This window comes from Acidovorax sp. LjRoot74, assembly GCF_964254355.1.
GTDB lineage: Bacteria > Pseudomonadota > Gammaproteobacteria > Burkholderiales > Burkholderiaceae_C > Acidovorax.
This window is the reverse complement of record NZ_CAXUTI020000001.1, coordinates 5,398,625-5,422,125: the sequence shown is the minus strand read 5'-3', so window position 1 is coordinate 5,422,125 and position 23,501 is coordinate 5,398,625. Positions and strand designations below refer to the sequence as shown.

Below are 23,501 nucleotides of genomic sequence, written 5' to 3'. Positions count from 1 at the left end.
GTGTCTTCCAGTGCGCGGGGATGCTGAACAATTCGGGTTTGATTCTATCGACAGCGACCCGGCATGAGGCTGACTGATGCGCCGCCCCCACAAACCCCGCCGACCCACCCCGCCTACAATTGCGCGCCATGAGCCTGTCTACCATCACTGCCCTGTCGCCGCTTGACGGCCGTTACGCCACCAAACTTGCCGCCCTGCGCCCGATCATGAGCGAGCATGGCTACATGCACCGCCGCGTGCAGGTGGAAGTGGCCTGGTTCATTGCGCTCTCGGATGCGGGGTTTGCTGAATTCAAGCCCCTCACCACCGGAGCGCGCGCTTACTTGCTGGGCCTGGTCAAGAACTTCTCCGAAGCCGACGCTGCCGCCATCAAGGAGATCGAAAAGACCACCAACCACGACGTGAAGGCGGTCGAATACTGGATCAAGAGCAAGTTCGAAGCCCGCCCCGAGTTGGAAAAGGCCTCTGAATTCGTGCACTTTGCCTGCACCAGCGAAGACATCAACAACACCAGCCACGCGCTGCAACTGCGCTCCGGCCGCGACCAGGTCGTGCTGCCGGGCCTGGACCGCATCGTGCTCAAGCTGCGCGAAATGGCGCACGCCTTTGCCGACGTGCCCATGCTCAGCCGCACCCACGGCCAGACCGCCAGCCCCACCACCGTGGGCAAGGAAATGGCCAACGTGGTGATGCGCCTGCAGACGGCCTGCGAGAAGATCGCCGCCGTCAAGATCATGGGCAAGATGAACGGCGCCGTGGGCAACTACAACGCCCACCTGTCCGCCTGGCCCGAGTTTGACTGGGAAGCCTTCAGCCAGAAGGTCATCGAAACGCCCGAGCCGCTGGGCCTGGGCCTGACCTTCCAGCCCTACTCGATCCAGATCGAGCCGCACGACTACATGGCCGAGCTGTTCGACGCCGTGGCCCGTGCCAATACCATCCTCATCGATCTGTCGCGCGACATCTGGGGCTATGTGAGCCTGGGCTACTTCAAGCAGCGCCTGAAGGCGGGCGAGATTGGTTCGAGCACCATGCCGCACAAGGTCAACCCCATCGACTTCGAGAACGCCGAAGGCAACCTGGGCCTTGCCAATGCGCTGCTCAAGCACCTGTCCGAAAAGCTGCCCGTCAGCCGCTGGCAGCGCGACCTGACCGACAGCACCGTGCTGCGCAACATGGGCGTGGCCCTGGGCTACGCCACGCTGGCCTATGCCTCGCTGCTCACCGGCCTGAACAAGCTCGAAATCAACGAAGAAAACCTGGCCGAAGACCTGGACGCCGCGTGGGAAGTGCTGGCCGAGCCCATCCAGACCGTGATGCGCCGTTTCGGCGTGCAGGGCGCCTATGAAAAGCTCAAGGAAGTGACCCGTGGCAAGACCGTGACGGCCGAGGCGCTGCACGGCCTGATCCAGTCGCTGGAGATTCCCCAGGCTGAAAAGGACCGCCTGCTTGCCATGACGCCCGGCAGCTACGTGGGCAAGGCAGCCGAGTTGGCACGCCGGGTCTGATCGCAGCTTTTTCAAGCTTCTTTGGCCGCTAGCGCTTGTCTGTCAAGCACTAGCGGCTATCTATTTTGTAGCGAGGCTGCATGGCCATCAAATCCACCATCTTCAAGGCGAACCTCCAGATCGCCGACATCGACCATGGCTACTACGCTGACCATGCGCTCACCCTGGCACGCCACCCCAGCGAGACGGACGAGCGCATGATGGTCCGGCTGGCCGCCTTGGCCATCCAGGCGCACCAGCTCAACGACCTATGCAACGGCGACGGCACGCTGGCGTTTGGCGCGGGCCTGTCGGACCCGGATGACCCGGATGCGTCGCTCACCGACTTCACCGGGCGCAAGCGTGTGTGGATCGAAGTGGGCCAGCCCGAGGACAAGCCGCTGACCAAGGCCTGCAGCAAGGCCGACTCCGTGATCGTCTACTGCTTCAACCACGCTTCGGAAATCTGGTGGAAGGGCATCGAAAGCAAGCTCTCGCGCCTGGACAAACTGCAGGTCTGGCGCATTCCCACCGAGGCATCCCAGGCCCTGGCCCAGCTGGCCGAGCGCAGCATGCAGCTGCAGGCCACGGTGCAGGAAGGGGCCATCACCCTGAGCAGCACCCAGGGCAGTGTGCATGTGGAGCCTGTGCGCTGGAAGTAGATTCTTGAGTAAAAAAGGCCGTTTTCGCCTGATAGGTATGTCTTTTTAGCTATCAAATCAGGAGTGATTGGTTAACTGTCTGCCCGCCCAGACGTGAGCGGGCCTCAGTCGCGTGGCATGAGTGCGCCACACTGCCAGCACTGTTCGAAGCCGCCTTCCACAATTTCGCCGCAGCGGCAGGCCCAGTGGCGCTGGGGCAGGGTCTGCAATTCCTGCAACAGGGCGCGTGCGCGGGTGGCGTGTTCTTCGTAATCCAGCCAGATCTCGGGCAGGCACTGGTCGGGCGGCAGGTGCCCCGCAGCGGCACCCAGATATTGCCGTTGCACCGACGCTGCCATGCCCGCCTCACAGAGCAGGTCGGCCCACAGCGTGGCGATGGCAATGTTCGGGGCTTGGGTCAGGCGCAGCATGGCTCCACCATAGCGGCTGCGGGGGGCGGCGTACAGCCCCCGTCCTTGCTGGTTTCAGGGCGCGGGCGCTTGTGGCGCTGAGGCGCCCTCGGCAGCACGCTCGGCATAACGATTGAAGCGCCACGCAGAATGTTCCATGGTGATGCGGCGCCACACCACCCGCTTTTCAGCAGGGCTCAGGGACGGCCAGTGCTGCACTTCTTCGAAGGTGCGGCCGCAGCCTTTGCACAGATCGTCTCCCTGGCTGGTGGAGCAGATAGCGATGCAGGGGGTGTCGGGGGTGGTGTCGTACCAGGCCAGCCATGCGGCCAGCGCGTGGGCAGGCAGGTCGTTTTCGTCGATGGTGGTCTGGCGGTGGTAGACCATCAGCGCATACGCTTCCCCCAGGGCCTCGATCTCGGGCGCCAGCGCAACGCCGTCCGGCGACGGCGCGCGGTGGCGCCAGTGGTTGATGGCGGCTTCGATGTCGGTGATGTGGATGGCGGCCATGGAGGGGCGGGACACAAGGGGGCTGGATCATAGCCGCCCGGGCGTGGGATGCGGGCCGTGGTGTTATCTGCCCCATCCCCCGCGCGCCAAGACGGACGTACGCAGTAACCACAACATGCCGACCCTTGCGTGGCTGCGCTGGCGATGTTCCAATCGAAGGCTCGAAGGGGAGTAGCTCCCGACTTGCATTGCAGCGGGGCCACGCCCTCGTGTTCGCAGTGCAGGGCATCGGATTCGTCGTCAATACGAAGCATTGCTTCCGGCGTTCCGGGTTCCACGCACATGGTCCATGTGCGGAACTGAGCAAGACCTTTGATGGGCCCGCTGTGGGCTGATCAAGGCTGCCTCTTCGTGTGCCGCGCCCCCGCCGCGTGGCTGCAAGTCCCTGATCCTCCGACCGCAGGCCCTCTATCCCTGGGATGGACTCGGCGCTACAGTGGCGGCGAGATCCTCCCTTCGCGCTACTGATACAGAGGAATTTATGGACTTTTTGGCATCGCCCGAATTCTGGCTCGCACTGGGCCAGATCATCATCATCGACATCCTGCTGGGTGGCGATAACGCTGTGGTCATTGCGCTGGCTTGCCGCAAGCTGCCCCCTGCACAGCGCACCAAGGGCATCATCTGGGGCACGGCCGGTGCCATTGTGCTGCGCGTGATCCTGATCGCGTTTGCGATGACGCTGCTGGCGTTGCCCTTCCTCAAGTTTGTGGGCGCGATCCTGCTGGTGTGGATTGGTGTCAAGCTGCTGGCCCCGGATGAAGAAGGCCATGGCGACGTGCAGGGCAGCGACAAGCTGCTGGCGGCCATCAAGACCATCATCGTGGCCGACCTGGTGATGAGCGTGGACAACGTGATCGCCATTGCCGGTGCTGCGCAGAACGCGGGCGAACACCAGTTCCTGCTGGTGGTGTTGGGCCTCCTGATCTCCATCCCGATCATCGTCTGGGGCAGCCAGCTGGTCATCAAGCTCATGGAGCGTTTCCCGATGATCATCACGCTGGGCGGCATGCTGCTGGGCTGGATCGCGGGTGGCATGCTGGTCACTGACCCTGCCCTGGCCAACCCTGACAAGTGGCAGTGGATGCTGAAGATGCCGCTGGACGCTTCTGGCGATGTGCTCGACACGGTCAAGTACGGTGCCAGCGTGGCCGGTGCGTTGCTGGTGCTGGCGGCTGGGAAGTTCATTCTTTCGCGCCGAGGCGCTGCGGCACCTGCCGAACAGCAGCACTGATCTGATCGATGGCCCCGCAGGTGTGTTCCTTGCACACCGGGGCCTTGTGGCTTACACAGGAGGTGGTATGGACAGAGTCATCGTGTACGTGGACGACGCAGCGTATGCCCAGCAGGTGCTAGCGCCCCTGTTTGCCCGTGCGCCGATGGCGCAGACCCAGTGGGTGTTGGTGGCCTGCGCGCCGCGCATGACCCACCGTATCAGCAAATGGGTCAGCCACAGCGCCCGTGAAAACTGGCGCACCAAGTGGGCAGACAAGCTGTTTGCCCAGATTCTCCCCGTCCTGCGGGCCCCCGCGAACAGCGTGACCACCGTGGTTGCCAAGGGGCCCCTGGTGGAGCTGACGGAGCAGTTGCAGGCCGCCCAACCCTCTGCCGCCCAGGTTGTGGATGCCCGTCGTCCCAAGTCGGAAGCCCCGGAGGACGGGGCGCAAGGCCAGGCGACGGGCCGCCGCTGGCCCACCCCCAGGCCGGGCACCCTGATGGGCAGCTTGCTTACCGGTTTTGGCACCCTGTGGGTACTGGCGCTGGAGTGACCGGGCGCCATGGTGCGCCACAAGGACACGCCTGCCTCTCGTGGGTCGGGCGATAGGTGATCAAAAAAGGGCCTGTAGGGCCCTTTTTCTTGCCCGCTGGCCGGTGCTATTCTTTGGCTATGAAACTTCTTCTCAAATGGCTGCTCAGCGCAGCCGCGCTGTTGTTCGTGGCGTACATCTACAGTGGCGTCGAGGTGAAAAGCTTTTCCTCGGCGTTGATCGCGGCCTTCGTGATCGGCTTGTTCAATGTGGTCCTGCGGCCGGTGCTGGTGGTGTTGACACTGCCGGTCACCATCGTGACCGTGGGGCTCTTCTTGTTCGTCATCAACGCACTGATGTTCTGGGCAGCCGCCAGCGTGCTTGACGGCTTCCATGTCACCGGTTTTGGCGCAGCCCTGTTGGGCTCGCTCATTTACTCTGTGCTGGGCGTACTGATCGAATCAGCGCTCGGCGGCCTGTTCACGAAGAAGTGACTCCATGGCGCGCAGCCGGGTGTCGATGATGGACGCCTCAATGTGGTCCGCCGCAGCACCACCACGGCGGGCCATATCCTGGCCTGCTTTGAACCGGTCTACGGCCGCCGCATAGTCATACCGCGCGGCATGGGCCTCGGCCTCCGCGCGGATGGCGCGCAGGCCTTGGTTCTGGGCTTGCCACAAGGCAGCCAGCAGGAGCCATGCGCCGGCGTCTTTGGGATGGCTGGCCACCCAGGTTTGCAGTGGACCCGTTCCTGTGGCTGCCTGGCTGGCCTTGAGCAAGATTTGGCTGCGCAGCAACAGCTCCGGCCTGCGAGTGCTGGCGCCCTGGGCTTCTGGCAGTGCGGCCATCGCCGCTGCTGCATCGCCAGCGGTCAGCTCGATCTCTGCACGCAACAAGCGCACAAGGCGCAGCGCGGCAGGGTCGGACTGGGCCAGTGCTTCGAGCTTCAGCGCGGTAGATCGCGCGCCCCCCATGTCACGCAGCTGCAGGCCCCCGAGGGCAGCGGCATACAGCGCTGCTGCTCGCCGCTGCAGCGGCTGGCCAGCGAACCCGATGCCCTGGGGCTCATTGACCCATTGGCGCAAGGTGTCCACTCCGGGGTTGGAGAGCACCCGCGCGCGGGCGGCCACCAAAGCATGGTCCAAGGAGGTGGGAGCGGTTGGGCCTGAACCGCTGCCAGGCGGATTGCGCGATTGCATGTCTGCCATGCGCTCGCTGGTCAACGGATGGCTGCGCAGATAGGGCCACGAGCCATTGTCATTGAGCCGATTGGCCTGCTGCAGCTTGTCAAACATGCTCACAAAGCCTTGGGGCGCAAACCCTGCCGGTGCCATCAGCCCGTAGCCGATGCGGTCCGCCTCGCGCTCCATGTCGCGCGAGAAGTTGAGCTGGTTCTGCATCGCCAGTGCCTGACCCCCCACCACCAGGGCTTGCGTGGCGCCGGGGTTCTTGCTGGCCGCCAGCGCGCCCAGCACCAGAGCGCCCAGCAGGAGCGGGGTTTGCTTGCTCTGCTGCGTGATCAGGCGTGAGATGTGGCGCTGGGTGACATGGCTGAGTTCGTGTGCGAGCACAGATGCGAGTTCATCGCGCGTTGTTACCACCCCCACCAGGCCCAGGTGCACCCCCAGGTAACCGCCAGGCAACGCAAACGCGTTCACCGTGCGGTCCCGTCCCAGCAGGATCTCCCAGGCGAAGCGCTCGTCCAGCTCGCCAGAAAGTTCACCCCGTGCTTTGGCCGCTGCCATCAGTGGCTGCCATATGCCCTGCACATAGTCTGCAACGACGGGGTCGTCGATATAGTCGGGATCCCGGTACAGCTCCCGGATGATGCGATCGCCCAGGCGACGCTCGGCGCTGGTGGTGAGGTCGCTGTTTTCGCCTAGCGTAGGCAGCGGGGACTGCGCATTGGCTGGTAGTACCAACCATATTGCTATAAATAATATAGCAATATGAGCCCGTCTGACGCGCGCAAAGGGCGAAAAAAGACAGAAATCAGCAAGAAGATGGTGCCGGGGCAAGACGGCAAGCCCCCGTGGCCAAAAGCAGTTCCGCATGTCCTTATGATGCCCTGAGCCGCCGATTGTTTCGCAACAACTCCTACTACCAGTACTCCGCTATGTCCTCTCTCACCCATTTCGACGCCCAAGGCCAAGCCCATATGGTGGATGTGGGCGCTAAACCCGCCACCCACCGCATCGCAGTGGCGACCGGCCGTATCGAGATGCAGCCGGCAACGCTTGCCATCATAGAAAGCGGCACAGCCAAAAAAGGAGACGTGCTGGGCATCGCGCGCATCGCGGGCATCATGGCCGCGAAGAAGACCAGCGAATTGATTCCACTATGCCACCCCTTGGCGCTGACCCGGGTGGCGGTGGAGCTGGAGTCAGTGCCCGCCGCCAATGCTATTCAATGCACCGCCACGGCAGAAACAGTGGGCCCCACCGGGGTGGAGATGGAGGCGCTGACGGCGGTGCAGGTGGCCTTGCTGACTGTTTATGACATGTGCAAGGCGGTTGATAAGCAGATGACGATAAGTGGCGTGCTGCTGTTGGAAAAGCATGGAGGGAAATCCGGAAGCTTTGAAAGATAGCAACACCGCTCGCTAGAAAGAATCAATTGGTAGGTAGGCCGCAGGTTCGGCAGTTGAAGCGTCAATTAATACAGTCCAGGCAGCACCATTTCGCCCAACAAGAGGAAGATAGTTCAAATTCTCCGTAGTGCGTCCTGTTTTTTCTGCGGCTGCGTGAATATTGTCTTTTTGAGCAGGGAAGCGTGTGAGTAAATCGGAAATAGGTTTCGATGCTTTAATAATATCTGCGGTTGATTCTGCATAGGAGTGCCATAAATCACTGCGGGCGGCGAGCGGTACCCCTCCGAGGGCCGCAATTGTTGCATCGAAACTTTCCGCTCGATCCTTGAAGGGGCGTAAAGCAATTGGGGTTGGGCCTGTCAGCGGCAAATTTCTCAGAGCAGGAGGGGCTTTGCTCAATAAACTAGGTTCAATCTCCGCAGCATGCACTACGCTGAATCGTGAGTATTCGAATACCAAATGGACTGGACGCGCCTCAAAAACTGTCCACAAACCGTAAGCTAGTGCCGCTATTTGTAGAATCCCCACAATGGTCAGGTCGGTTGCCAGTTCTCGTTTGGGTTTTGATTTATTGAAAATTGCAAACGTTATCAAGGGGCCAATCACTACATCTACGGTGATAAGTAGGGCGAAAAGTGATTTTCCACTGGAAATTTCTCGATATGGGTAAGGATACCAGAGTCCAAAAACCAGGAGCGCAGCAAACACCGCGATGAGCAAACTAATGGCCAGATGGGTGCCACTTGCAATCAACCTGATTTTGATGGAGTTGGTGATCGAGGTTCTCATGGGTTTTGAGTATTCTACAATTTATGGAGTTTTGATGGCGGCAAGCTCGGGGTACTTGCTTTCCTCCAAGTCTCGTAGGACGAATACTGCTGCATCGTAATACATTTTTCCATACATGCCACGAATGATTTGCATTTGTTTGGTAGCTGCCTGGGGATTTCCATTGAGTCCTAGTGCGATGGCATATCTCAGGCTGAGCGCTCCGTAGGGGAAGCGCAGAGAAGATTTTCTGAGATTATCCAGCTCATCCGGCGTCATATCGCGCTTGGCTTCCTGTCTTGCTGCGATTAACATCGACTTCATCTGGGAGAGCATCCATATCTCGGGAGGCGTATAATCTTTTGGTGTTTGTCCGATTCGAAGATTTTCAAAGCGCACGACACGAAAATCTTCCTCAACTTTTACGTATTCATGAATCGCAATGACCGCCACAGAGAGAAATAAGGCTAGGATTGCAGCCAATGGGGCTCGTGTGATGGAGGTTGAGGGCGCGCGCAGGCAAGATGCCTCTACAAATCCTATCATTAGACCTGCGGAAATAAGAAAATAAGAGTATGCGAATGGATATTCCAGGAGGCTGTGCACCACAACTGGGGTAAGGCAGGCCATGGCATAGACTCCACCAACCTCCCTCAACAATTGGATCCTGGAAAGCAACCAATAGGCGCAGAGCGAAGTGAGCACAAGTCCCAGAGGAATGCCAGTCCATGCCAATATGTCTAAAACGACATTGTGGGCATTGGTGTAAGTCATCGAGCTTTGTACCGTGAGACTGCCTGCCGAATGGGCTGTGGGTGTCTGGTTCCAGCCATATCCTGTCCAAGGGGCTTCCAAAATACCATTGAACACTTGGTGCCATATCACCAGTCGCCCATTATCTCTGAGGCCAATGAGGTTTCGGCTCTCGTCCATGAGCATTGCTTCGCTCACCAGCGGCAATAGTTGTGCTGCTGTAAGCAACAACAACAGCCAACCGAGAATATACCGAGGCTTCAGGCGAGATGAATGGCCAATGTTTTTCCAGGCAACAAAGAGGGCCATCGCCACTGCACTCAAGATCCCTGCGCGAGACTGGGTGAGCACGAGTACGAGTGTCAAAAAGCCTCCGCCACATACCAACCCCCACGGGCCTATGCGTTTTTGCTCATAAGTCCAAGTCAGCGCAGCAAGGCCCATCAACAGCAGCGTGGCGAGTTGATTGGGTTGGCCTAGATTTCCAAGTGCCCGTTCGCCGAAGTCGGTTTGTACAACGTACATTGCCAGCGGCCCTTGGAGGTCCAGCCACTGCAGCAGGCCTATGGCTGCCGAGATCAATGCGGCCAGCCAGATTGCACAAAAAATGGGGAACAGGTTCTGTTTTCTACTGGGCTCCGTGGATGCGTAGGTGTAGCCGAGCGCAATAGCCGCCGTCAATGCCGTCAAGTAAATGGAGTTGACCAAGGCATCGCCAGCGAACAATGCAATGCCACCAAAAAACTGAAGCCATGGCAGGAGGATCGTAACTGCTGGAATCCAGATCCACTTGGGTGCCATCAATGTAGAGCCTGATTGCCCACCCACAGTGCGGCTGGCTACCAGCAGCCAAAGCCCCAGCAACGCCAGTGTCTCAGCATGAAAGTTCACCCAAGGCCGGTAGTGATCATAGGAGAGCCAGGAGAGGAAGAAACCGAGAATGCCGAAGGCATGAAGCAACGAGGCGGGCATAAATAAAAAGAGCGGCCTGAGCCGCTCTTTAGAGGTCAATTGGCAATTATGCGGCGCGGCACGAGCCAGGCAAGAATTTGGCCAGCATAGGCGTGCCAGTAGTGCCAGGACCGCACAGCCAGCTGTTCACAGCCAAGCCGAAGTTAGGCTGCTGGCAGGTCGCGAAGGTGGTCTGTGTTGCAGCACTGCAAGCAGCCATGCGAAGAGTACCGTTGGCGCCGGTGGCAATGTTTTGCGTAGTCACGATGATTTGCACGCCACCACCCGCAGTGGCAGGCGCAGATGCGGTCGTGTCAATTCGGCTCACATACTTGGTACCAGAGCCGACCGAGACTTCGCAACCCCAACCGTTTGCGGCGATTGCCGTACCGGACGATGCCGATTGGATGGTTTCGGTGATGCTGGTGCGGCAAGAAGATGCTGCCAGAATGGCTTCAGACACCTTTGCACGAGCCGTGTAGTCCTGGTACGCAGGCAGAGCCACGGCAGCCAAGATACCGATGATCGCAACCACGATCATCAGTTCGATCAGGGTAAAACCCTTTTGGATAGAGCGCTTCATGAAAAACTCCTAGGAAAAGTTGCAAATGCGCAGTTGCTATGCAATCCCCGTGCCTGCCAGGGCGGGTCTTGTCTGCCGACTGCTCGACTGCTGTAAGAGCCCTGAAAAAGACAGCCGGCGCCTTTGAAAGGGGTGCTGGATCAGCAAAGTCAAGCAACTGATGAGCAAACATCCGAAAAAAAGGTTCTTCTTCAACATTGTTCACAGACCTCTTCGGGGGAGCGCACTAGATAGATCTGTCTCGCGCCAAAAAAAGCCCCCGTCGATCATGTGACTTTACATTTTTGTCAGTCAGTATTGTCAAGCCGACTCTCACACCTCAAGCGTTTGACCTGCTCTCAGCCAGCGGATGTCATGAGGACCAAGTTGGATGCCCGCTGTGCCATCAAGCTGCCGAATCTCCTCCATGATGAGTTCGGTTTCTGAAGGCTTGGTGTGTGTGATGTAGATGGGGTAGCGGTTTGCCGGGTGGATATGCGCCAGTTCCTGGGCCAGGGTGTCTGGTGACAGGTGCAGGCTGCGGCAGGCAAGATCGCGTTCGCGGTTGCTGAAGGCGGTTTCTATGACGAGGTAGGCTACGGGCAGCGTGTTAACGCGGTCCCAGAAGGCCTGGTTGCGTTCGGTGTCGCCACTGAACACCCACCAGCCCGCGTCTCCGCGTACGGCGAAGCCTACGGCAGGGACGGTGTGGCGCGCGGGGAGAACTTCGATTTCGGTGCCGTCTATCGCCAGCAACTCGCCGGTCGCAAAGGCTTGGTACTGAAGGAATGGGGATGCTTGCGATGGGATTGTGCTGAAGTCTGGCCAGATCACGTTGTTGAACACGTGTGCCTGGAGTGCTGCGATCGTGGCAGGCAAGGCATGAACCTGTAAGGGGCTGCGGCGCGAGGACGAGACCGCGTCCAGCATCAGGGGCAGTGCGGCGATATGGTCGAGATGCGAGTGAGTGAGCAGGACATGGTCAATTCGGCCCATTTCCTCCAGCGTAAGGTCGCCCACGCCGGTGCCCGCATCGATCAGGATGCGGTCTCCAACCAAGAAGGACGTCGTGCGACAGTCCTTGGCGATGGCACCGGAGCAACCCAGCACGCGAATCTGCATGTCAAGCCTTCCCGCTGTTGTTTTGGTTGCCTGCTTACTCTGTCTACTTACTTGGTGTCGAAGTTGGTGGCGCTGTCCCACTCCGGGTTGAAGGGCAACAACCGGAGGCTCGCCACGCGTTCGGCGTACAGCGCGTGCAGCACAGCGTTGGGTTCGAACTCTCGCAACTGAGTCAACAATGCATCACATTGTGCCCATTCCTGCACAGCATAGGCTGCTAGAAATTGCGTCCACACTTCCAGCTCTTCCGCTTGGCGATGGGGCACCTGCCCCAGTTTGCCCAAGGGTTGGTAGATGGGAACAGCCTGGGCTTTGCCTTTGACGCGCACGCGGTCCATCTGCTGCCAGACAAACTGAGGGGCCAGTGACTGGGCACTTTCACTTACCACAATGGCAGTGCCGTAGTGTTTGGACAGGCCCTCCAGACGCGATCCCAGGTTCACGGCATCGCCGATGACCGTGTAGGCGCGGCGTATGTCCGAGCCCATGTCGCCCACGCACATGACGCCCGTGTTGAGCCCGATGCCTACTCCGATTTCAGGCAGGCCACGCTGCCGGTGGTCGGCATTGATCTGCCCGATGGCCTGGGCCATTTCCATGGCGGCCGACACGGCGAGGTGGGCATGGTCCGGAGTGGCAACGGGGGCACCCCAAAATGCCATCACGCAGTCGCCCATGTATTTGTCAATGGTTCCCCGGTGACTTCGGATGATGTGGGTGAGTTTGCTGAACACCTCGTTGAGCAACGCCTGCAGCTGCAGTGGCTCCATGCGCTCCGACATCGCCGTGAAGCCACGCATGTCACAGAACATCACGGTCAACTCGCGGTTGGTGGCTTGCATGCTGTAGTGCTCGGGTTGCTTCACCATCTCAGCCACCAGCTCGGGTGGCACATACGCGCTGAACAGGGTGGCCAGTTCACGCTTGGAGCGGCTCTCCACAAAGTAGCCATACGCCATGTTGAGTGCAAACGCCAGCAGCGCCATCACGACTGCCGTGGCGAGTGGTAAAGCGAGTCCGTGCGCAAGATACAGCCAAAGGTTGACGCTCACCAGCGCGGTCACCACGCCCCCGCTCAGCAGCACTGCTGCGGATGCCGACAGCAAGGGCAGCGCAATGGCCAGCAGCAGTCCAGCGCACAGCAGCTGCAAAGCATCAAAGCCAATGGCGTAGTCGGGCCGTACGATGTTCTTGCCATCCAGGAAGGCTGAAAGCACATTGGCATGCGCTTCCACCCCCGGATAGGTTCGGCCGACGGGGGTCACCCGCAGGTCCAGCAGCCCGGGCGCTGTGGAGCCCACCAGCACCAACTGGTCTTTGAGTTGGCCTGGTGGCAGTTTGCCTTCCAGGACATCCGAGGCAGAGACATACCGGAAGGAGCCACCCCGGGCATCGCCCGGACCTCGGTAAGGGATAAGGGTTGCCAGCTGATCATCCACCGGCAGCGCGAGGGAGCGGCCATCGGCGCGTAGCACGATGCTTTGCAAGGCATCATAAGTGCCGCCGGGGACCGGATTGGCGAAGCCCGGGTGGATCTCGGGTGAACCAATCACGGCGCGGAACATGGCCAGGGCCAGTGATTCGTAGTATTGCCCCTGGTACTCGGCCAGCAGCGGGAGGGAGCGCACAACGCCATCTTCGTCGGTGATCGAATTGAAGAACCCGGCAGCGGGTGCGGTGTTCGCAAGACTCTCGATGTTGCTGCTATAGCCCTTCCACGACGTGGCGATCAGTGGCAAGCCGCGCAAGCGGTCCAGCGGCAGCGCTGGAGGGGGCAACGCCCCCTTGGTGATGCCGTCCCGGTCGCTGCCCGAGAGGTAGTAGCCAAGGACCACAGGGCGGCCCTGCAGGGACTGTGCAAACAGTGCGTCGTAGTTCAGCGACGGGGCAAGGCGTGCAAGTTGTTCCTGGAACCCGGGTTGTTCGCGCAATGCTCCTTGCGCCAGCTCGCGCAGTGTGGAGAGCCCCGAGCTTTCATCTGCTTCTGCAAACACGACATCGAAACCCAGCACCGACACCTGTTGCCGTTCGAACAGTTCGCGCGTCAGGGCAGCCAGTTTGTCGCGCCTCCATGGCCATTGGCCGACCTGGCCCAGGCTCTTTTCATCGATGTCGATGATGACGATGCGCTCGTCCAGCGTGCGGGGCATGGTGACCCGCAGGCGCGTGTCGTAGATGATGTTGTCCAGCCGTTCCAGCACCTGCAGGTGCAGCACATCGGCAATGTGCAGCAGCGCAAAGACCAGCGGGATCAGGGTGACAGCGATACGCCGCCAGCGGCGCAGGAACAGGTGCGATAGCTGCTGTCGCATGGTCCTGGCCGCATGGAGTGGAAAGGTGTGCGGTAACAGCACTGTTGTGGCAGCCGTGAAGGCCCCACACCAGCGCTAGCCCTCAGACCTGTTCGAATTGCATCTCGGTGCCAGCCAGTTCCAGCCGGTCTCCATGCTTGAGCGGCACGGGAGATGTTCCGATCGAGGCGCCATTAAGCAGAGGTGTTTCGGGGCCCTCCACATGGGCCAGCACAAATCCCTGGTGGCGTTTGGTGATGGAGGCCACGGCCACACCTGGTTTGCCGATGGTTGTCACCACCTTTTGCAAGGACACTTCTCGCCCGGCCGCCGCACCCGACATGACTCGGATCACTGCGGAGATGGGCATGGGGGCGGGCGCCGTGGGGGTCGGCCGCGCAGCCGTGCCCATGGGGGGAACCATGCCCGGCTTGAAGATCATGGTTTTCTCGAAGTTCTGGCCTTCGGCTTCCTGCAGGAAGCGGATCTTGTATTTGCCAACTTCAATGGTGTCGCCGTTGCGCAGCTCATGGCGCTTAACGGCTTTGGCATTCACATAGGTGCCGTTGGTGCTGCCCAGGTCTTCGATCTCGACCTCATGTTCGGCCATGTGGATCACGGCATGCTCACCGCTCACGGCAAGGTTGTCGATCACGATGTCGTTGTACGGGCGTCGGCCGAGCGTGGTCCGCTCCTTGGTCAGTTGCACTTCCTTGATGACGACCCCGTCGATTGAAACGATCATTCTCGGCATGATCCACTCCTGATGTGATGAATTGTTGTGGTTTGGGCCATTCAAGCGGCCCCTAGCAATCGGGACATAAGGCCGCGCTTCTTGCCTCCCGCAGCGGCCTGCACCAGCAGCACGCTCACGTTATCACGGCCGCCGTTCGCGTTGGCTGTGTCGATGAGCAATGTGGCTTTTTCTTCCAGGGCGAGTGGCGCTCGCACCATTTCCGCGAGATCGGCATCGGTCACCATGTCAGTGAGCCCGTCCGAACACAAAAGAAAGAGGTCGTTGGCGGCCACCTGGAACTCGTTGACCTCCATCATGACGTTGGGCTCCACGCCCAGAGCGCGGGTCACCAGGTTGCGGTTGGAGGACTGTGCCGCCTGTTGGGCCGTGAGCAGGCCCGCATCGATCTGTTCCTGCAGCCACGAATGGTCCCGCGTAATTTGCTGCAACGTGCCATCCCGCAGCCTATAGCACCGCGAATCGCCGATGTGCCCAAGGATCAGGCGGCTGCCGTGGAACACGGCCACCACCAGGGTGGTGCCCATGCCGGCGTATTGGGGGTTCGACAGCGATGCACCCAGGATGGCGTGGTTGGCGTTTTCCACGCAGATTTCCAGTGCGCGGCGCACATCGGTGGACTGTGGGGTGGTGCCTGCCTGGGCCAGCCAGCGGGCCATCTCGGTACGGATGAAGGTAGTGGCCATGCCGCTGGCCACCTCGCCTGCGTTGTAGCCGCCCATCCCGTCGGCAAGTATGGCGACCTGCGCTTCGCGATCGACCGCCACCGCATCTTCATTGTTGCTGCGCACCCGGCCCTTGTCGGTCCGTGCGAAAAATTCATAGGTCATGGATGTGTGGGCGAGCGTCATTGGGCGCCTGAAACGGGCGGGGCTGACGCTCCCCGCACAGCGGGGGGATCCATCACGGTTTCCTGAAAATCCGTCATCTCATGCCCTGTTGCATCGCGGTCCGCATCATAGACCACTGTTTCGGGCGTGGGCAGGCCATGGGCGCCAGCTGTTCCGGCGGCAGCCTGCCGCAGATCGGCGGCAAACTGGCGGCCTGTCTGATAGCGTGCTTCAGGGCGCTTTTGCAGCGCCAGCGCCACTACCCTGGCAATGGCGGGGGAGAGGTCGGGGCGCAATTCGCGGATATCAGGCGCATCCACGCTGGCGATCTTGTGCATCAACTCCGTCATGGAGGCGCCGCGCAGAGGAAGGGTGCCCGTCAGCAACTGGAACAGCGAGATGCCCAGCGAGTACAGGTCCGACCGGCCATCCACCTTCTTCCCGGCGAGCTGTTCGGGAGACATGAAGCTGGGGGTGCCCAGCACCAGCCCTGTGCGGGTCTTGCTGGAGTCGGTGATGCGTGCAATGCCAAAGTCCGTCACCTTCACCGCATGGGTGGCGCTGTCGTACATGATGTTGGCGGGCTTGATGTCGCGGTGCACCACATTGTGGGCATGGGCATAGTCCAGCGCATCCGCCACGCAGGCGGCAATCGACAGCACCGTGGGCACGGGCAGCAGGTGCTCCTTTGCGCAGGCATAGGCCAGGTCCCGGCCTTTGAGGAATTCCATGGCGATGTAGGCCAGGTCATGCTCTTCGCCCGCATCGAAGATGGTCACGATGTGCGGGTGTTGCAGGCGCCCTGCCGTCTCGGCCTCGCGGAAGAACCGGGCCCGTGCATCAATCAGCGCATCGCCCTCGAACTCCTGGCCCAGGGCCAGTGTTTTGATGGCCACCACGCGCCCGATCTTGGGATCCCGGCCCAGGTAAACGATGCCCATGGCCCCTTTGCCGATTTCCCGGTCGATCTGGTAGCGCCCCAGCATGGGCATGCCCAGCGTGGCGTCACCAGGCAGCCGTGGGCTGGCGGCACCACCACTACTGGGAGGCACGGACGCGGGCTGGCTGCTGGGGCCGCTGCGGTCGGCCTTGGCGCGTGCCCGCTTGTAGCGGCTGCGGGTGTCTTTGTATTGCTTGTTGTGCCGCAGGATGTGTTCATAGACGGCTTTGGCTTTGGCGAAGTTGCGTTTGCGCTCAAAGTCCTCGGCCAGGTGGTAAAGGTTGTCCAGCAGAGCATCGCTTGCAGGGACTTTGCGCAGCCGCTCGAACGCCATGTCCAGTTGGCCCTGCCCGTGCAGCGCCAGGCCCATCATCCGGTCCGCCTCTGCGGCCTCCGTCGAATGGGGGCGGCCCTGACCGTTTCTCCACCCGAGTAGCACGCCGGCAGCCACCCCAGCGGCGAGCCCCAAGGCGGGCAGTGTCAGCGCCACCCACAGGCCTGCATAGCGCAGCAACACCCACTCGACAGCTACGAAGGCCAGCACCAGCGCCGCGCCAACACCCAGTGCGATGGGGGGGCGGCCGCGGTGGGCGAGCAGCACCACGTACGCCAGCGCTGCTGCCGCAGCCAACCCGGAGGCCCAGGCGGCCCAGCCAGGCTCTTGCACGCCGAGACCCAGCCGAATGGAGGAAATGGTGTAAGCGAGCGCGTCAACAGGGTGCTGCGGGCCCAGTCGCTCCGGTGGAATAAGCTTCCCTGCCAGCACATCGGAAGTGCTCCCCACCAGCACGATCTTGTCTTTGAAGTTGCCAGCGGGTGCTTTGCCGTCAAGCACGCTGGCAAAGGAATGGGTTGGGAACGCCGGGGCGTCGCCCGCCGCTGTCTGTATCCGAGGGCGCATCACCGCAGTGGCATCCGTCGGTATGTACAGGCCACCCAGGCGCAGACCAGAAGGCACCTCCTGGATGCGCAAATCGCTCATCCCCAGGTGGAGGCTGTGCTGGGCGGCGAGCAGGGCCAATGCAGGAATCCCGGCGTTGTCGTACCGCAAGAGCATGGGCGCACGCCGAATTTTGCCGTCGTCGTCAGCCTCCGAAAACAGGTGGCCCACGGCAGCGGCCGATGTTCCAAGTGCGCCCATCGGGTGCTGCGCTGCCTGGACGGGGCTGGCGTAGGCGCCTGGGTCGGGCAGCGCGCTGCGGCGCACATAGGACGGAAGCGCTGCAGGCGTGCCCGTGGACGCATAACGCGAAGCCAGGAGCACATTGCCCGCGCGCTGCATGGCACCGGCCAGGCGTGTGTCCGTGTCGAGCGCCCGGTCGGCTTCTGCGGCAAGGCGGCCGAGTTCGGTGGCCAGCGGGCCGGTGTCCCCGGAGGCTGCCAGCACTTCCCTGATCTTGCGCACATGGCCCAGGCCCTGGTCGCTTTGGGACTCTGTGAAGTCGGTGGTGAGAACAATGGTCTTGGCGCCGCTGGCAGCCAGTTGATCGACCAGCCGCGCATGGGTGTCGCGGGACCAGGGCCAGGGGCCCAGTGCCGACAGGCTCGCGCCGTCGATGTTGACGAGGGTGATTTCAGGCAGGGGGGCTGGGGAGGAGGCGCGGGTCGCCGCGTCGTACAGCACAAGGTCCAGTCGCTGCGAGACACCGGTAACGGCGCACAAGGCCACGACCGCCAGTCCCGCCAATGCGCTCCAAAAGCCGTCGGTACGCCATATGTCAAGCCGTCGTGCCGAGGATTTTCTGCCCACTTGCTGTTGTTCCGCTCAGGTATTGAGTGGCGTTTCAAGCAATAACCGCGCCCAGGTCGTGGGAGGTAGATTCAGGCGAATTTCAGCAGCAAAGCAGGCGATGGCCCTTCGTCCCGTGCCGTTCTTGTCGGGGGCGGGCCTCCATCCTGGATGGGGGAGGTGCCATTTTTGTCACTCGGTGCGAGACGGGTATGCCACCTGGTGATTCGTGCGGGTACCTTTGATGGGGCACAAGGCCGGCGACCACTGGCTCTGGGAGAAGCCCCCGAGCTGGCGAAGAGAATAAAAAAAGCGCCCGGAACTTGGGTTCCGGGCGCTTGGGGCACTGCAAATTCGCCCATCTGGCAGGGCCACGCGGTGCGCATGGCCGTTGCTGCGGGCGAAACGCGGTTTACTTGAGCTGGGCTTTGAGCAGCTTGCCCAGTTCCGAAGGGTTGCGGGTGATGATGAAACCCGACTCTTCCATGATGGCCAACTTGGCATCGGCCGTATCGGCACCGCCAGAGATCAGCGCGCCGGCGTGGCCCATGCGCTTGCCGGGAGGCGCCGTGACGCCAGCGATAAAGCCCACGATAGGCTTCTTCATGTTGGCCTTGCACCATTGGGCGGCTTCGGCTTCGTCTGGACCGCCGATTTCACCGATCATGATCACGGCATCGGTGTCTGGATCGTCGTTGAACGCCTTCATCACGTCGATGTGCTTGAGGCCATTGATGGGGTCGCCACCAATGCCCACAGCGCTCGACTGGCCCAGGCCCACTTCGGTCAGCATGGCCACGGCTTCGTACGTCAGCGTGCCCGAACGGGACACCACGCCGATGCGGCCCTTGCGGTGGATGTGACCGGGCATGATGCCGATCTTGATTTCTTCAGGCGTGATCAGGCCAGGGCAGTTGGGGCCCAGCAGCAGGGTCTTCTTGCCGCCAGCAGCTTCCTTGGCCTTCATCTTGTTGCGCACTTCCAGCATGTCGCGCACTGGGATGCCTTCGGTGATGCAGATGGCCAGGTCCAGGTCGGCTTCCACAGCTTCCCAGATCGCGGCAGCAGCGCCTGCTGGAGGCACGTAGATCACCGACACGGTAGCGCCGGTCTGGTGAGCGGCTTCCTTGACGGAGGCGTAGATTGGGATGTTGAAGATGGACTCGCCAGCCTTCTTCGGGTTCACGCCCGCCACGAAGGCGTTCTTGCCGTTTGCGTATTCCTGGCACTTCTCGGTGTGGAACTGGCCGGTCTTGCCCGTGATGCCCTGGGTGATGACCTTGGTGTCTTTGTTGATGTAGATCGACATGTGTGTTCTCCGGGCTTACTTGACGGCAGCAACGATCTTGGTCGCGGCTTCGGCCATGGTGTCTGCGGCGATGATGGGCAGGCCGGACTCGGCCAGCATCTTCTTGCCCAGCTCTTCGTTCGTGCCCTTCATGCGCACGACCAGCGGCACGTTCAGGTTCACGGCCTTGCAGGCGGTGATCACGCCGGTGGCGATGGTGTCGCACTTCATGATGCCGCCGAAGATGTTGACCAGAATGCCTTCGACCTTGGGGTTCTTCAGCATGATCTTGAAGGCTTCGGTGACCTTCTCGGGGGTCGCACCGCCGCCCACGTCCAGGAAGTTGGCGGGCTCGCCGCCGAACAGCTTGATGGTGTCCATGGTGGCCATGGCCAGGCCAGCGCCGTTCACCAGGCAGCCGATGTTGCCATCGAGGCTGATGTAGGCCAGGTCGAACTTGGAGGCTTCGACTTCGGCCGGATCTTCTTCGTCCAGGTCGCGGAAGGCGACGATTTCTGGGTGGCGGAACAGGGCGTTGGCGTCAAAGTTGAACTTCGCGTCCAGGGCCATCAGGTTGCCCTTGGAGTCGCAGTTCAGCGGGTTGATTTCCACCAGCGACGCGTCGGTTTCCATGTAGCACTTGTAGATCTTGGCGAAGATGTCTACGGCTTGGTCAACGGAAGCACCAGTCAGGCCAATGGCGGCGGCCACTTTGCGGCTTTGCGCTTCGGTGATGCCAGCGATGGGGTCGATCATCTCGGTGATGATCTTCTCGGGCGTGGAGTGGGCCACTTCCTCGATGTCCATGCCGCCTTCGCTCGAAGCGATCAGGGCCACCTTCTGCGTGGCGCGGTCGGTGACCAGCGACACATACAGTTCGTTCTTGATGTCGGCGCCGTCTTCGATATACAGGCGGCGGACCTTCTGGCCTTCGGGGCCGGTTTGGTGCGTGACCAGTTGCATGCCCAGGATGTCGCTGGCGCGTGCTTTCACGTCGTCAATGGTCTTGGCAACCTTCACGCCGCCACCCTTGCCACGGCCACCGGCGTGGATCTGGGCCTTGACAACCCACACGGGGCCGCCGAGCTTCTGGGCTGCTTCCACGGCTTCTTGTACCGTGAATGCGGGAATGCCACGCGGAACGGGCACACCAAAATTGCGCAAGATTTCCTTGCCTTGGTATTCGTGAATCTTCATGAGGTCTCTCTCAGGGAAGGGTGGTATTTACCCGTTTGCCATGATCAGATGTCTGGCCGCGGGCTTGGGACATGGCAACCAGCGACTGTATCATGTTGCAACGCACCATCCCATGTGCCTAGTACGTACATCCCCTTACCATCGGGCCACAGCCCGTTGTTGCACACGAAGGAACACCCCATGTCCAAAGTCTTTATCGATGGCGAAGCCGGCACCACGGGCCTGCAGATTCGTGAACGTTTGCAGGCCATGCCGCAGATCGAATTGGTCAGCATTGCGCCCGAGTTGCGCAAGGACCCGGCTGCCAAGCGCGACCTGATCGCGGGCGTGGATCTGGTGGTGCTGTGCCTGCACGACGATGCTGCGCGCGACACCGTGGCGATGGTGGATGAGATCGAGCGCAGCGCGGGCCGCAAGGTCAAGGTGATCGACGCCAGCACCGCACACCGCACGGCCGACGGCTGGGTGTATGGGTTTCCAGAGCTGGCGGCATCGCAAATACAGGCGGTGCGCGATGCCACCCGTGTCTCCAACCCCGGCTGCTATGCCACGGGCGCCATTGCCATCCTGCGCCCGCTGGTCGATGCGGGCCTGATCCCTGCCGACTATCCCTTGAGCCTGCCCTCGGTGTCGGGCTACTCCGGCGGTGGCCGTACGATGATCGAGGCCTACGAGGCAGGCACTGCAGCGCCTTATGAGGCGTATGCGCTGGGCCTGTCGCACAAGCACATCCCCGAAATCCTGCGCTACACCGGCCTCACACGCCGCCCCGTGTTCATCCCCGCCGTGGGCAACTTCCGCCAGGGCATGCTGGTGCAGCTGCCGCTGCATCTGGATCTGCTGCCCGGCGCTCCCAAGGCCAGCGATCTGCACGACGCGCTGGCCAGCCACTACAGCCGCACCAACACGCCCGAGCAGTGGGTCAGCGTGCTGCCGCCCACCGATGATTTGAAGCTGGCCGCCGACACACTGACCGACACCAACAAGCTGGAACTGCGCGTGTTTGCCAGCGAACAATACCGGCAGGCCGTGGTCATTGCGCGCCTGGACAACCTGGGCAAGGGCGCCAGTGGTGCTGCGGTGCAGAACCTGCAGCTGATGCTGAGCGTCTAACCACCCCAGCGCATCAACCAGCACGTGGTGGCCACGCCCCGCAGGTGGGTGATGTGCTCAGATTTCGTCAGACCCGTCGGCGCCTTGCACCACGCGCCGCACCACATCACCAGAAAATCCCCGCGCCAGTAAAAAGCGCATGTGTTTGGCGCGGGTTTGCGGGTCTGTGGCGGGTTCGCCAAACTTGCGGCGCCACACCTCGCGGGCACGCTCCATTTCGCTGCCTTGCAACTGGGACACGGCGTCCTGCACCGCTTCGGCCCCCAGTCCTTTGGACTGCAACTCTTGCCGTATGCGCGCTGCCCCCAGTCGGCCCGCGCGGCGATGCAGCACCGACTCCACCACCCGCGCCTCGCTGATGAAATCGCGTGCCTGCAGGTCGTCGAGCAAGGCGCCGAGGTCATCGCCCTCTTGCACATGCGGGGCCAGCTTGCGCAGCAGCTCAGCGCGCGAGTGTTCGCGCTGGCTCAGCAGCCGCAGTGCGCGTCCTTTGAGCGACAGCGTGGTGAAGCCCATGGTGGGTGTGATTTGTCAAATTTCATAGCAAAGAAAGCTTTGCTATCGCGCGCAAACGGCCAATTTTGTTCGAATTTTGGAGGCCTGCTTGCCTGTCTGGCCACGGCAAAGCCCTCGCGGGCCTTGCTGCGGTGGCGCGGCAGTTGTGCTGGGCTTAGGCCTCGTCTGCGGCGTCGGCTGCGCCGGCTTGCGCCAATGCGGCGGGCAGCAGCGCAATGCCCAAACCTTCGCGGACCTTGTTTTCGATTTCACGGGCCAGGTCCGGGTTCTCGCGCAAAAACTCGCGGGCGTTGTCTCGGCCCTGGCCGATCTTCTCGCCGTTGTAGGCATACCAGGCACCGCTCTTTTCCACGATCTTGGCCGTCACGCCCATGTCGATGATCTCGCCTTCGCGGCTGATGCCTTCGCCGAACAGGATGTCGAACTCGGCCGTCTTGAAGGGCGGGCTCACCTTGTTCTTGACCACCTTGACCTTGGTCTCGTTGCCGATGGCTTCGTCGCCCTTTTTGATGGTGCCGGTGCGGCGGATATCGAGGCGCACCGAGGCGTAGAACTTGAGCGCATTGCCGCCGGTGGTGGTTTCGGGGCTGCCGAACATCACGCCGATCTTCATGCGGATCTGGTTGATGAAGATGACCATGCAGTTGGTCTTCTTGATCGTGGCGGTGAGCTTGCGCAGCGCCTGGCTCATCAGGCGGGCCTGCAGGCCTGGCAGGGCATCGCCCATCTCGCCTTCGATTTCGGCCTTGGGGGTGAGCGCTGCCACCGAGTCCACGATGATCAGGTCCACGGCGCCCGAGCGCACCAGGCTGTCCACGATTTCCAGGGCCTGTTCACCGGTGTCGGGCTGGCTGATCAGCAGGTCGGACAGCTGCACGCCCAGCTTCTGGGCGTATTGCACATCCAGGGCGTGCTCTGCATCGACAAACGCGCAGGTGCCACCCTGCTTTTGCATCTCGGCCACCACCTGCAGCGTGAGCGTGGTCTTGCCCGAGGATTCCGGTCCGTAGATCTCGACCACGCGGCCACGCGGCAGGCCGCCCACGCCCAGTGCAATGTCCAGGCCCAGGGAGCCGGTGGAGACCACCTGGATGTCCTCGATCACCTCGCCTTCGCCCAGGCGCATGATGGTGCCCTTGCCAAATTGCTTCTCGATCTGGGCGAGCGCGGCGGCCAGGGCCTTGGCCTTTTCGGTGTTCACGGGCAATGCGGGGTTGGTGCCTTTGACTGCGACGTCCATGAGAAAACTCCTTGAGAAACAACGGGTTGGGTGTTTGCACCGTTCTGCAATTAATCACAGG

The 23,501-nt window shown here is 61.5% G+C and carries 22 protein-coding genes; 7 read left to right on the top strand and 15 right to left on the bottom strand.

The annotated features are described in order from the left end of the window. Positions 1-128: 128 nt before the first annotated feature. Entirely contained in the window at positions 129-1,508 is a 1,380-nt protein-coding gene (gene purB, locus ACSQ3O_RS25770) for an adenylosuccinate lyase (protein ID WP_436140927.1), read from the top strand. Between the two features lie 80 nt (positions 1,509-1,588). Then, the gene (locus tag ACSQ3O_RS25765) at positions 1,589-2,149 is read left to right on the top strand and encodes a YaeQ family protein (protein WP_298455404.1); all 561 of its coding nucleotides are present in this window, start codon (positions 1,589-1,591) and stop codon (positions 2,147-2,149) included. Positions 2,150-2,253: 104 nt separating this feature from the next. Here the strand turns inward: ACSQ3O_RS25765 and ACSQ3O_RS25760 are convergent, their stop codons facing one another. Then, complete coding sequence (locus tag ACSQ3O_RS25760; protein ID WP_298455401.1) at positions 2,254-2,559, bottom strand: DUF2007 domain-containing protein; 306 nt, start codon at positions 2,557-2,559, stop codon at positions 2,254-2,256. Positions 2,560-2,613: 54 nt separating this feature from the next. After that, positions 2,614-3,048 (bottom strand): DUF3717 domain-containing protein, encoded by a 435-nt coding sequence (locus ACSQ3O_RS25755; protein ID WP_436140926.1) that lies wholly within the window; start codon positions 3,046-3,048, stop codon positions 2,614-2,616. Between the two features lie 481 nt (positions 3,049-3,529). On the opposite strand from ACSQ3O_RS25755, the gene ACSQ3O_RS25750 reads away from it, so the two are divergent. The 3 genes from ACSQ3O_RS25750 (at position 3,530) to ACSQ3O_RS25740 (ending at position 5,290) form a co-directional block, all read left to right on the top strand. Continuing rightward, the gene (locus ACSQ3O_RS25750; RefSeq protein WP_137749335.1) at positions 3,530-4,282 is read left to right on the top strand and encodes a TerC family protein; all 753 of its coding nucleotides are present in this window, start codon (positions 3,530-3,532) and stop codon (positions 4,280-4,282) included. A 67-nt stretch (positions 4,283-4,349) separates the two neighbouring features. Next, the gene (locus tag ACSQ3O_RS25745) at positions 4,350-4,817 is read left to right on the top strand and encodes a hypothetical protein (RefSeq protein WP_137749334.1); all 468 of its coding nucleotides are present in this window, start codon (positions 4,350-4,352) and stop codon (positions 4,815-4,817) included. A gap of 119 nt (positions 4,818-4,936) precedes the next feature. Then, the gene (locus ACSQ3O_RS25740; protein ID WP_137749333.1) at positions 4,937-5,290 is read left to right on the top strand and encodes a phage holin family protein; all 354 of its coding nucleotides are present in this window, start codon (positions 4,937-4,939) and stop codon (positions 5,288-5,290) included. On the opposite strand, the gene ACSQ3O_RS25735 is transcribed toward ACSQ3O_RS25740, so the two are convergent. Further along, positions 5,258-6,718, bottom strand: coding sequence for a M48 family metalloprotease (locus ACSQ3O_RS25735; RefSeq protein WP_436140925.1), 1,461 nt, complete (start codon positions 6,716-6,718; stop codon positions 5,258-5,260). The genes ACSQ3O_RS25740 and ACSQ3O_RS25735 overlap by 33 nt on opposite strands. A 194-nt stretch (positions 6,719-6,912) precedes the next feature. Here ACSQ3O_RS25735 and moaC point away from each other — a divergent pair, with 194 nt between their 5' ends. Next, positions 6,913-7,386 carry a cyclic pyranopterin monophosphate synthase MoaC gene (gene moaC / locus ACSQ3O_RS25730; protein ID WP_436140924.1) on the top strand — a complete coding sequence of 158 codons (474 nt, stop codon included), beginning with the start codon at positions 6,913-6,915 and terminating at the stop codon, positions 7,384-7,386. Positions 7,387-7,398: 12 nt separating this feature from the next. Here the strand turns inward: moaC and tfpZ are convergent, their stop codons facing one another. From tfpZ to sucC, 10 genes are all read right to left on the bottom strand, one after another. After that, positions 7,399-8,175, bottom strand: a complete 777-nt coding sequence (tfpZ, locus tag ACSQ3O_RS25725) for a TfpX/TfpZ family type IV pilin accessory protein (RefSeq protein ID WP_436140923.1) — start codon at positions 8,173-8,175, stop codon at positions 7,399-7,401. 21 nt (positions 8,176-8,196) lie between these two features. Continuing rightward, complete coding sequence (locus tag ACSQ3O_RS25720) at positions 8,197-9,918, bottom strand: Wzy polymerase domain-containing protein (protein WP_436140922.1); 1,722 nt, start codon at positions 9,916-9,918, stop codon at positions 8,197-8,199. Between the two features lie 7 nt (positions 9,919-9,925). Further along, entirely contained in the window at positions 9,926-10,441 is a 516-nt protein-coding gene (locus tag ACSQ3O_RS25715; RefSeq protein WP_436140921.1) for a pilin, read from the bottom strand. Between the two features lie 312 nt (positions 10,442-10,753). After that, positions 10,754-11,542, bottom strand: coding sequence for an MBL fold metallo-hydrolase (locus tag ACSQ3O_RS25710; protein WP_436140920.1), 789 nt, complete (start codon positions 11,540-11,542; stop codon positions 10,754-10,756). A 47-nt stretch (positions 11,543-11,589) separates the two neighbouring features. Then, on the bottom strand, positions 11,590-13,854 hold the full coding sequence (locus tag ACSQ3O_RS25705) for a CHASE2 domain-containing protein (protein ID WP_436140919.1): 2,265 nt from the start codon (positions 13,852-13,854) through the stop codon (positions 11,590-11,592). An 82-nt stretch (positions 13,855-13,936) separates the two neighbouring features. Continuing rightward, a complete protein-coding gene (locus ACSQ3O_RS25700; protein WP_436140918.1) occupies positions 13,937-14,587 on the bottom strand; it encodes an FHA domain-containing protein in 651 nt (216 codons plus the stop codon). 41 nt (positions 14,588-14,628) lie between these two features. Further along, the gene (locus ACSQ3O_RS25695) at positions 14,629-15,417 is read right to left on the bottom strand and encodes a Stp1/IreP family PP2C-type Ser/Thr phosphatase (RefSeq protein ID WP_137749325.1); all 789 of its coding nucleotides are present in this window, start codon (positions 15,415-15,417) and stop codon (positions 14,629-14,631) included. A gap of 17 nt (positions 15,418-15,434) precedes the next feature. Then, positions 15,435-18,026, bottom strand: a complete 2,592-nt coding sequence (locus ACSQ3O_RS25690; protein WP_436140917.1) for a CHASE2 domain-containing serine/threonine-protein kinase — start codon at positions 18,024-18,026, stop codon at positions 15,435-15,437. 472 nt (positions 18,027-18,498) lie between these two features. Then, on the bottom strand, positions 18,499-19,395 hold the full coding sequence (gene sucD, locus ACSQ3O_RS25685) for a succinate--CoA ligase subunit alpha (RefSeq protein WP_137749323.1): 897 nt from the start codon (positions 19,393-19,395) through the stop codon (positions 18,499-18,501). Between the two features lie 15 nt (positions 19,396-19,410). Next, on the bottom strand, positions 19,411-20,571 hold the full coding sequence (sucC, locus tag ACSQ3O_RS25680) for an ADP-forming succinate--CoA ligase subunit beta (RefSeq protein ID WP_137749322.1): 1,161 nt from the start codon (positions 20,569-20,571) through the stop codon (positions 19,411-19,413). Positions 20,572-20,751: 180 nt separating this feature from the next. On the opposite strand from sucC, the gene argC reads away from it, so the two are divergent. After that, entirely contained in the window at positions 20,752-21,684 is a 933-nt protein-coding gene (gene argC, locus ACSQ3O_RS25675) for an N-acetyl-gamma-glutamyl-phosphate reductase (RefSeq protein WP_436140916.1), read from the top strand. A gap of 57 nt (positions 21,685-21,741) precedes the next feature. Here the strand turns inward: argC and recX are convergent, their stop codons facing one another. After that, positions 21,742-22,200, bottom strand: coding sequence for a recombination regulator RecX (gene recX, locus ACSQ3O_RS25670; RefSeq protein ID WP_436140915.1), 459 nt, complete (start codon positions 22,198-22,200; stop codon positions 21,742-21,744). Positions 22,201-22,354: 154 nt separating this feature from the next. After that, positions 22,355-23,440, bottom strand: a complete 1,086-nt coding sequence (gene recA, locus ACSQ3O_RS25665) for a recombinase RecA (protein ID WP_137749319.1) — start codon at positions 23,438-23,440, stop codon at positions 22,355-22,357. Between the last annotated feature and the right edge of the window lie 61 nt (positions 23,441-23,501).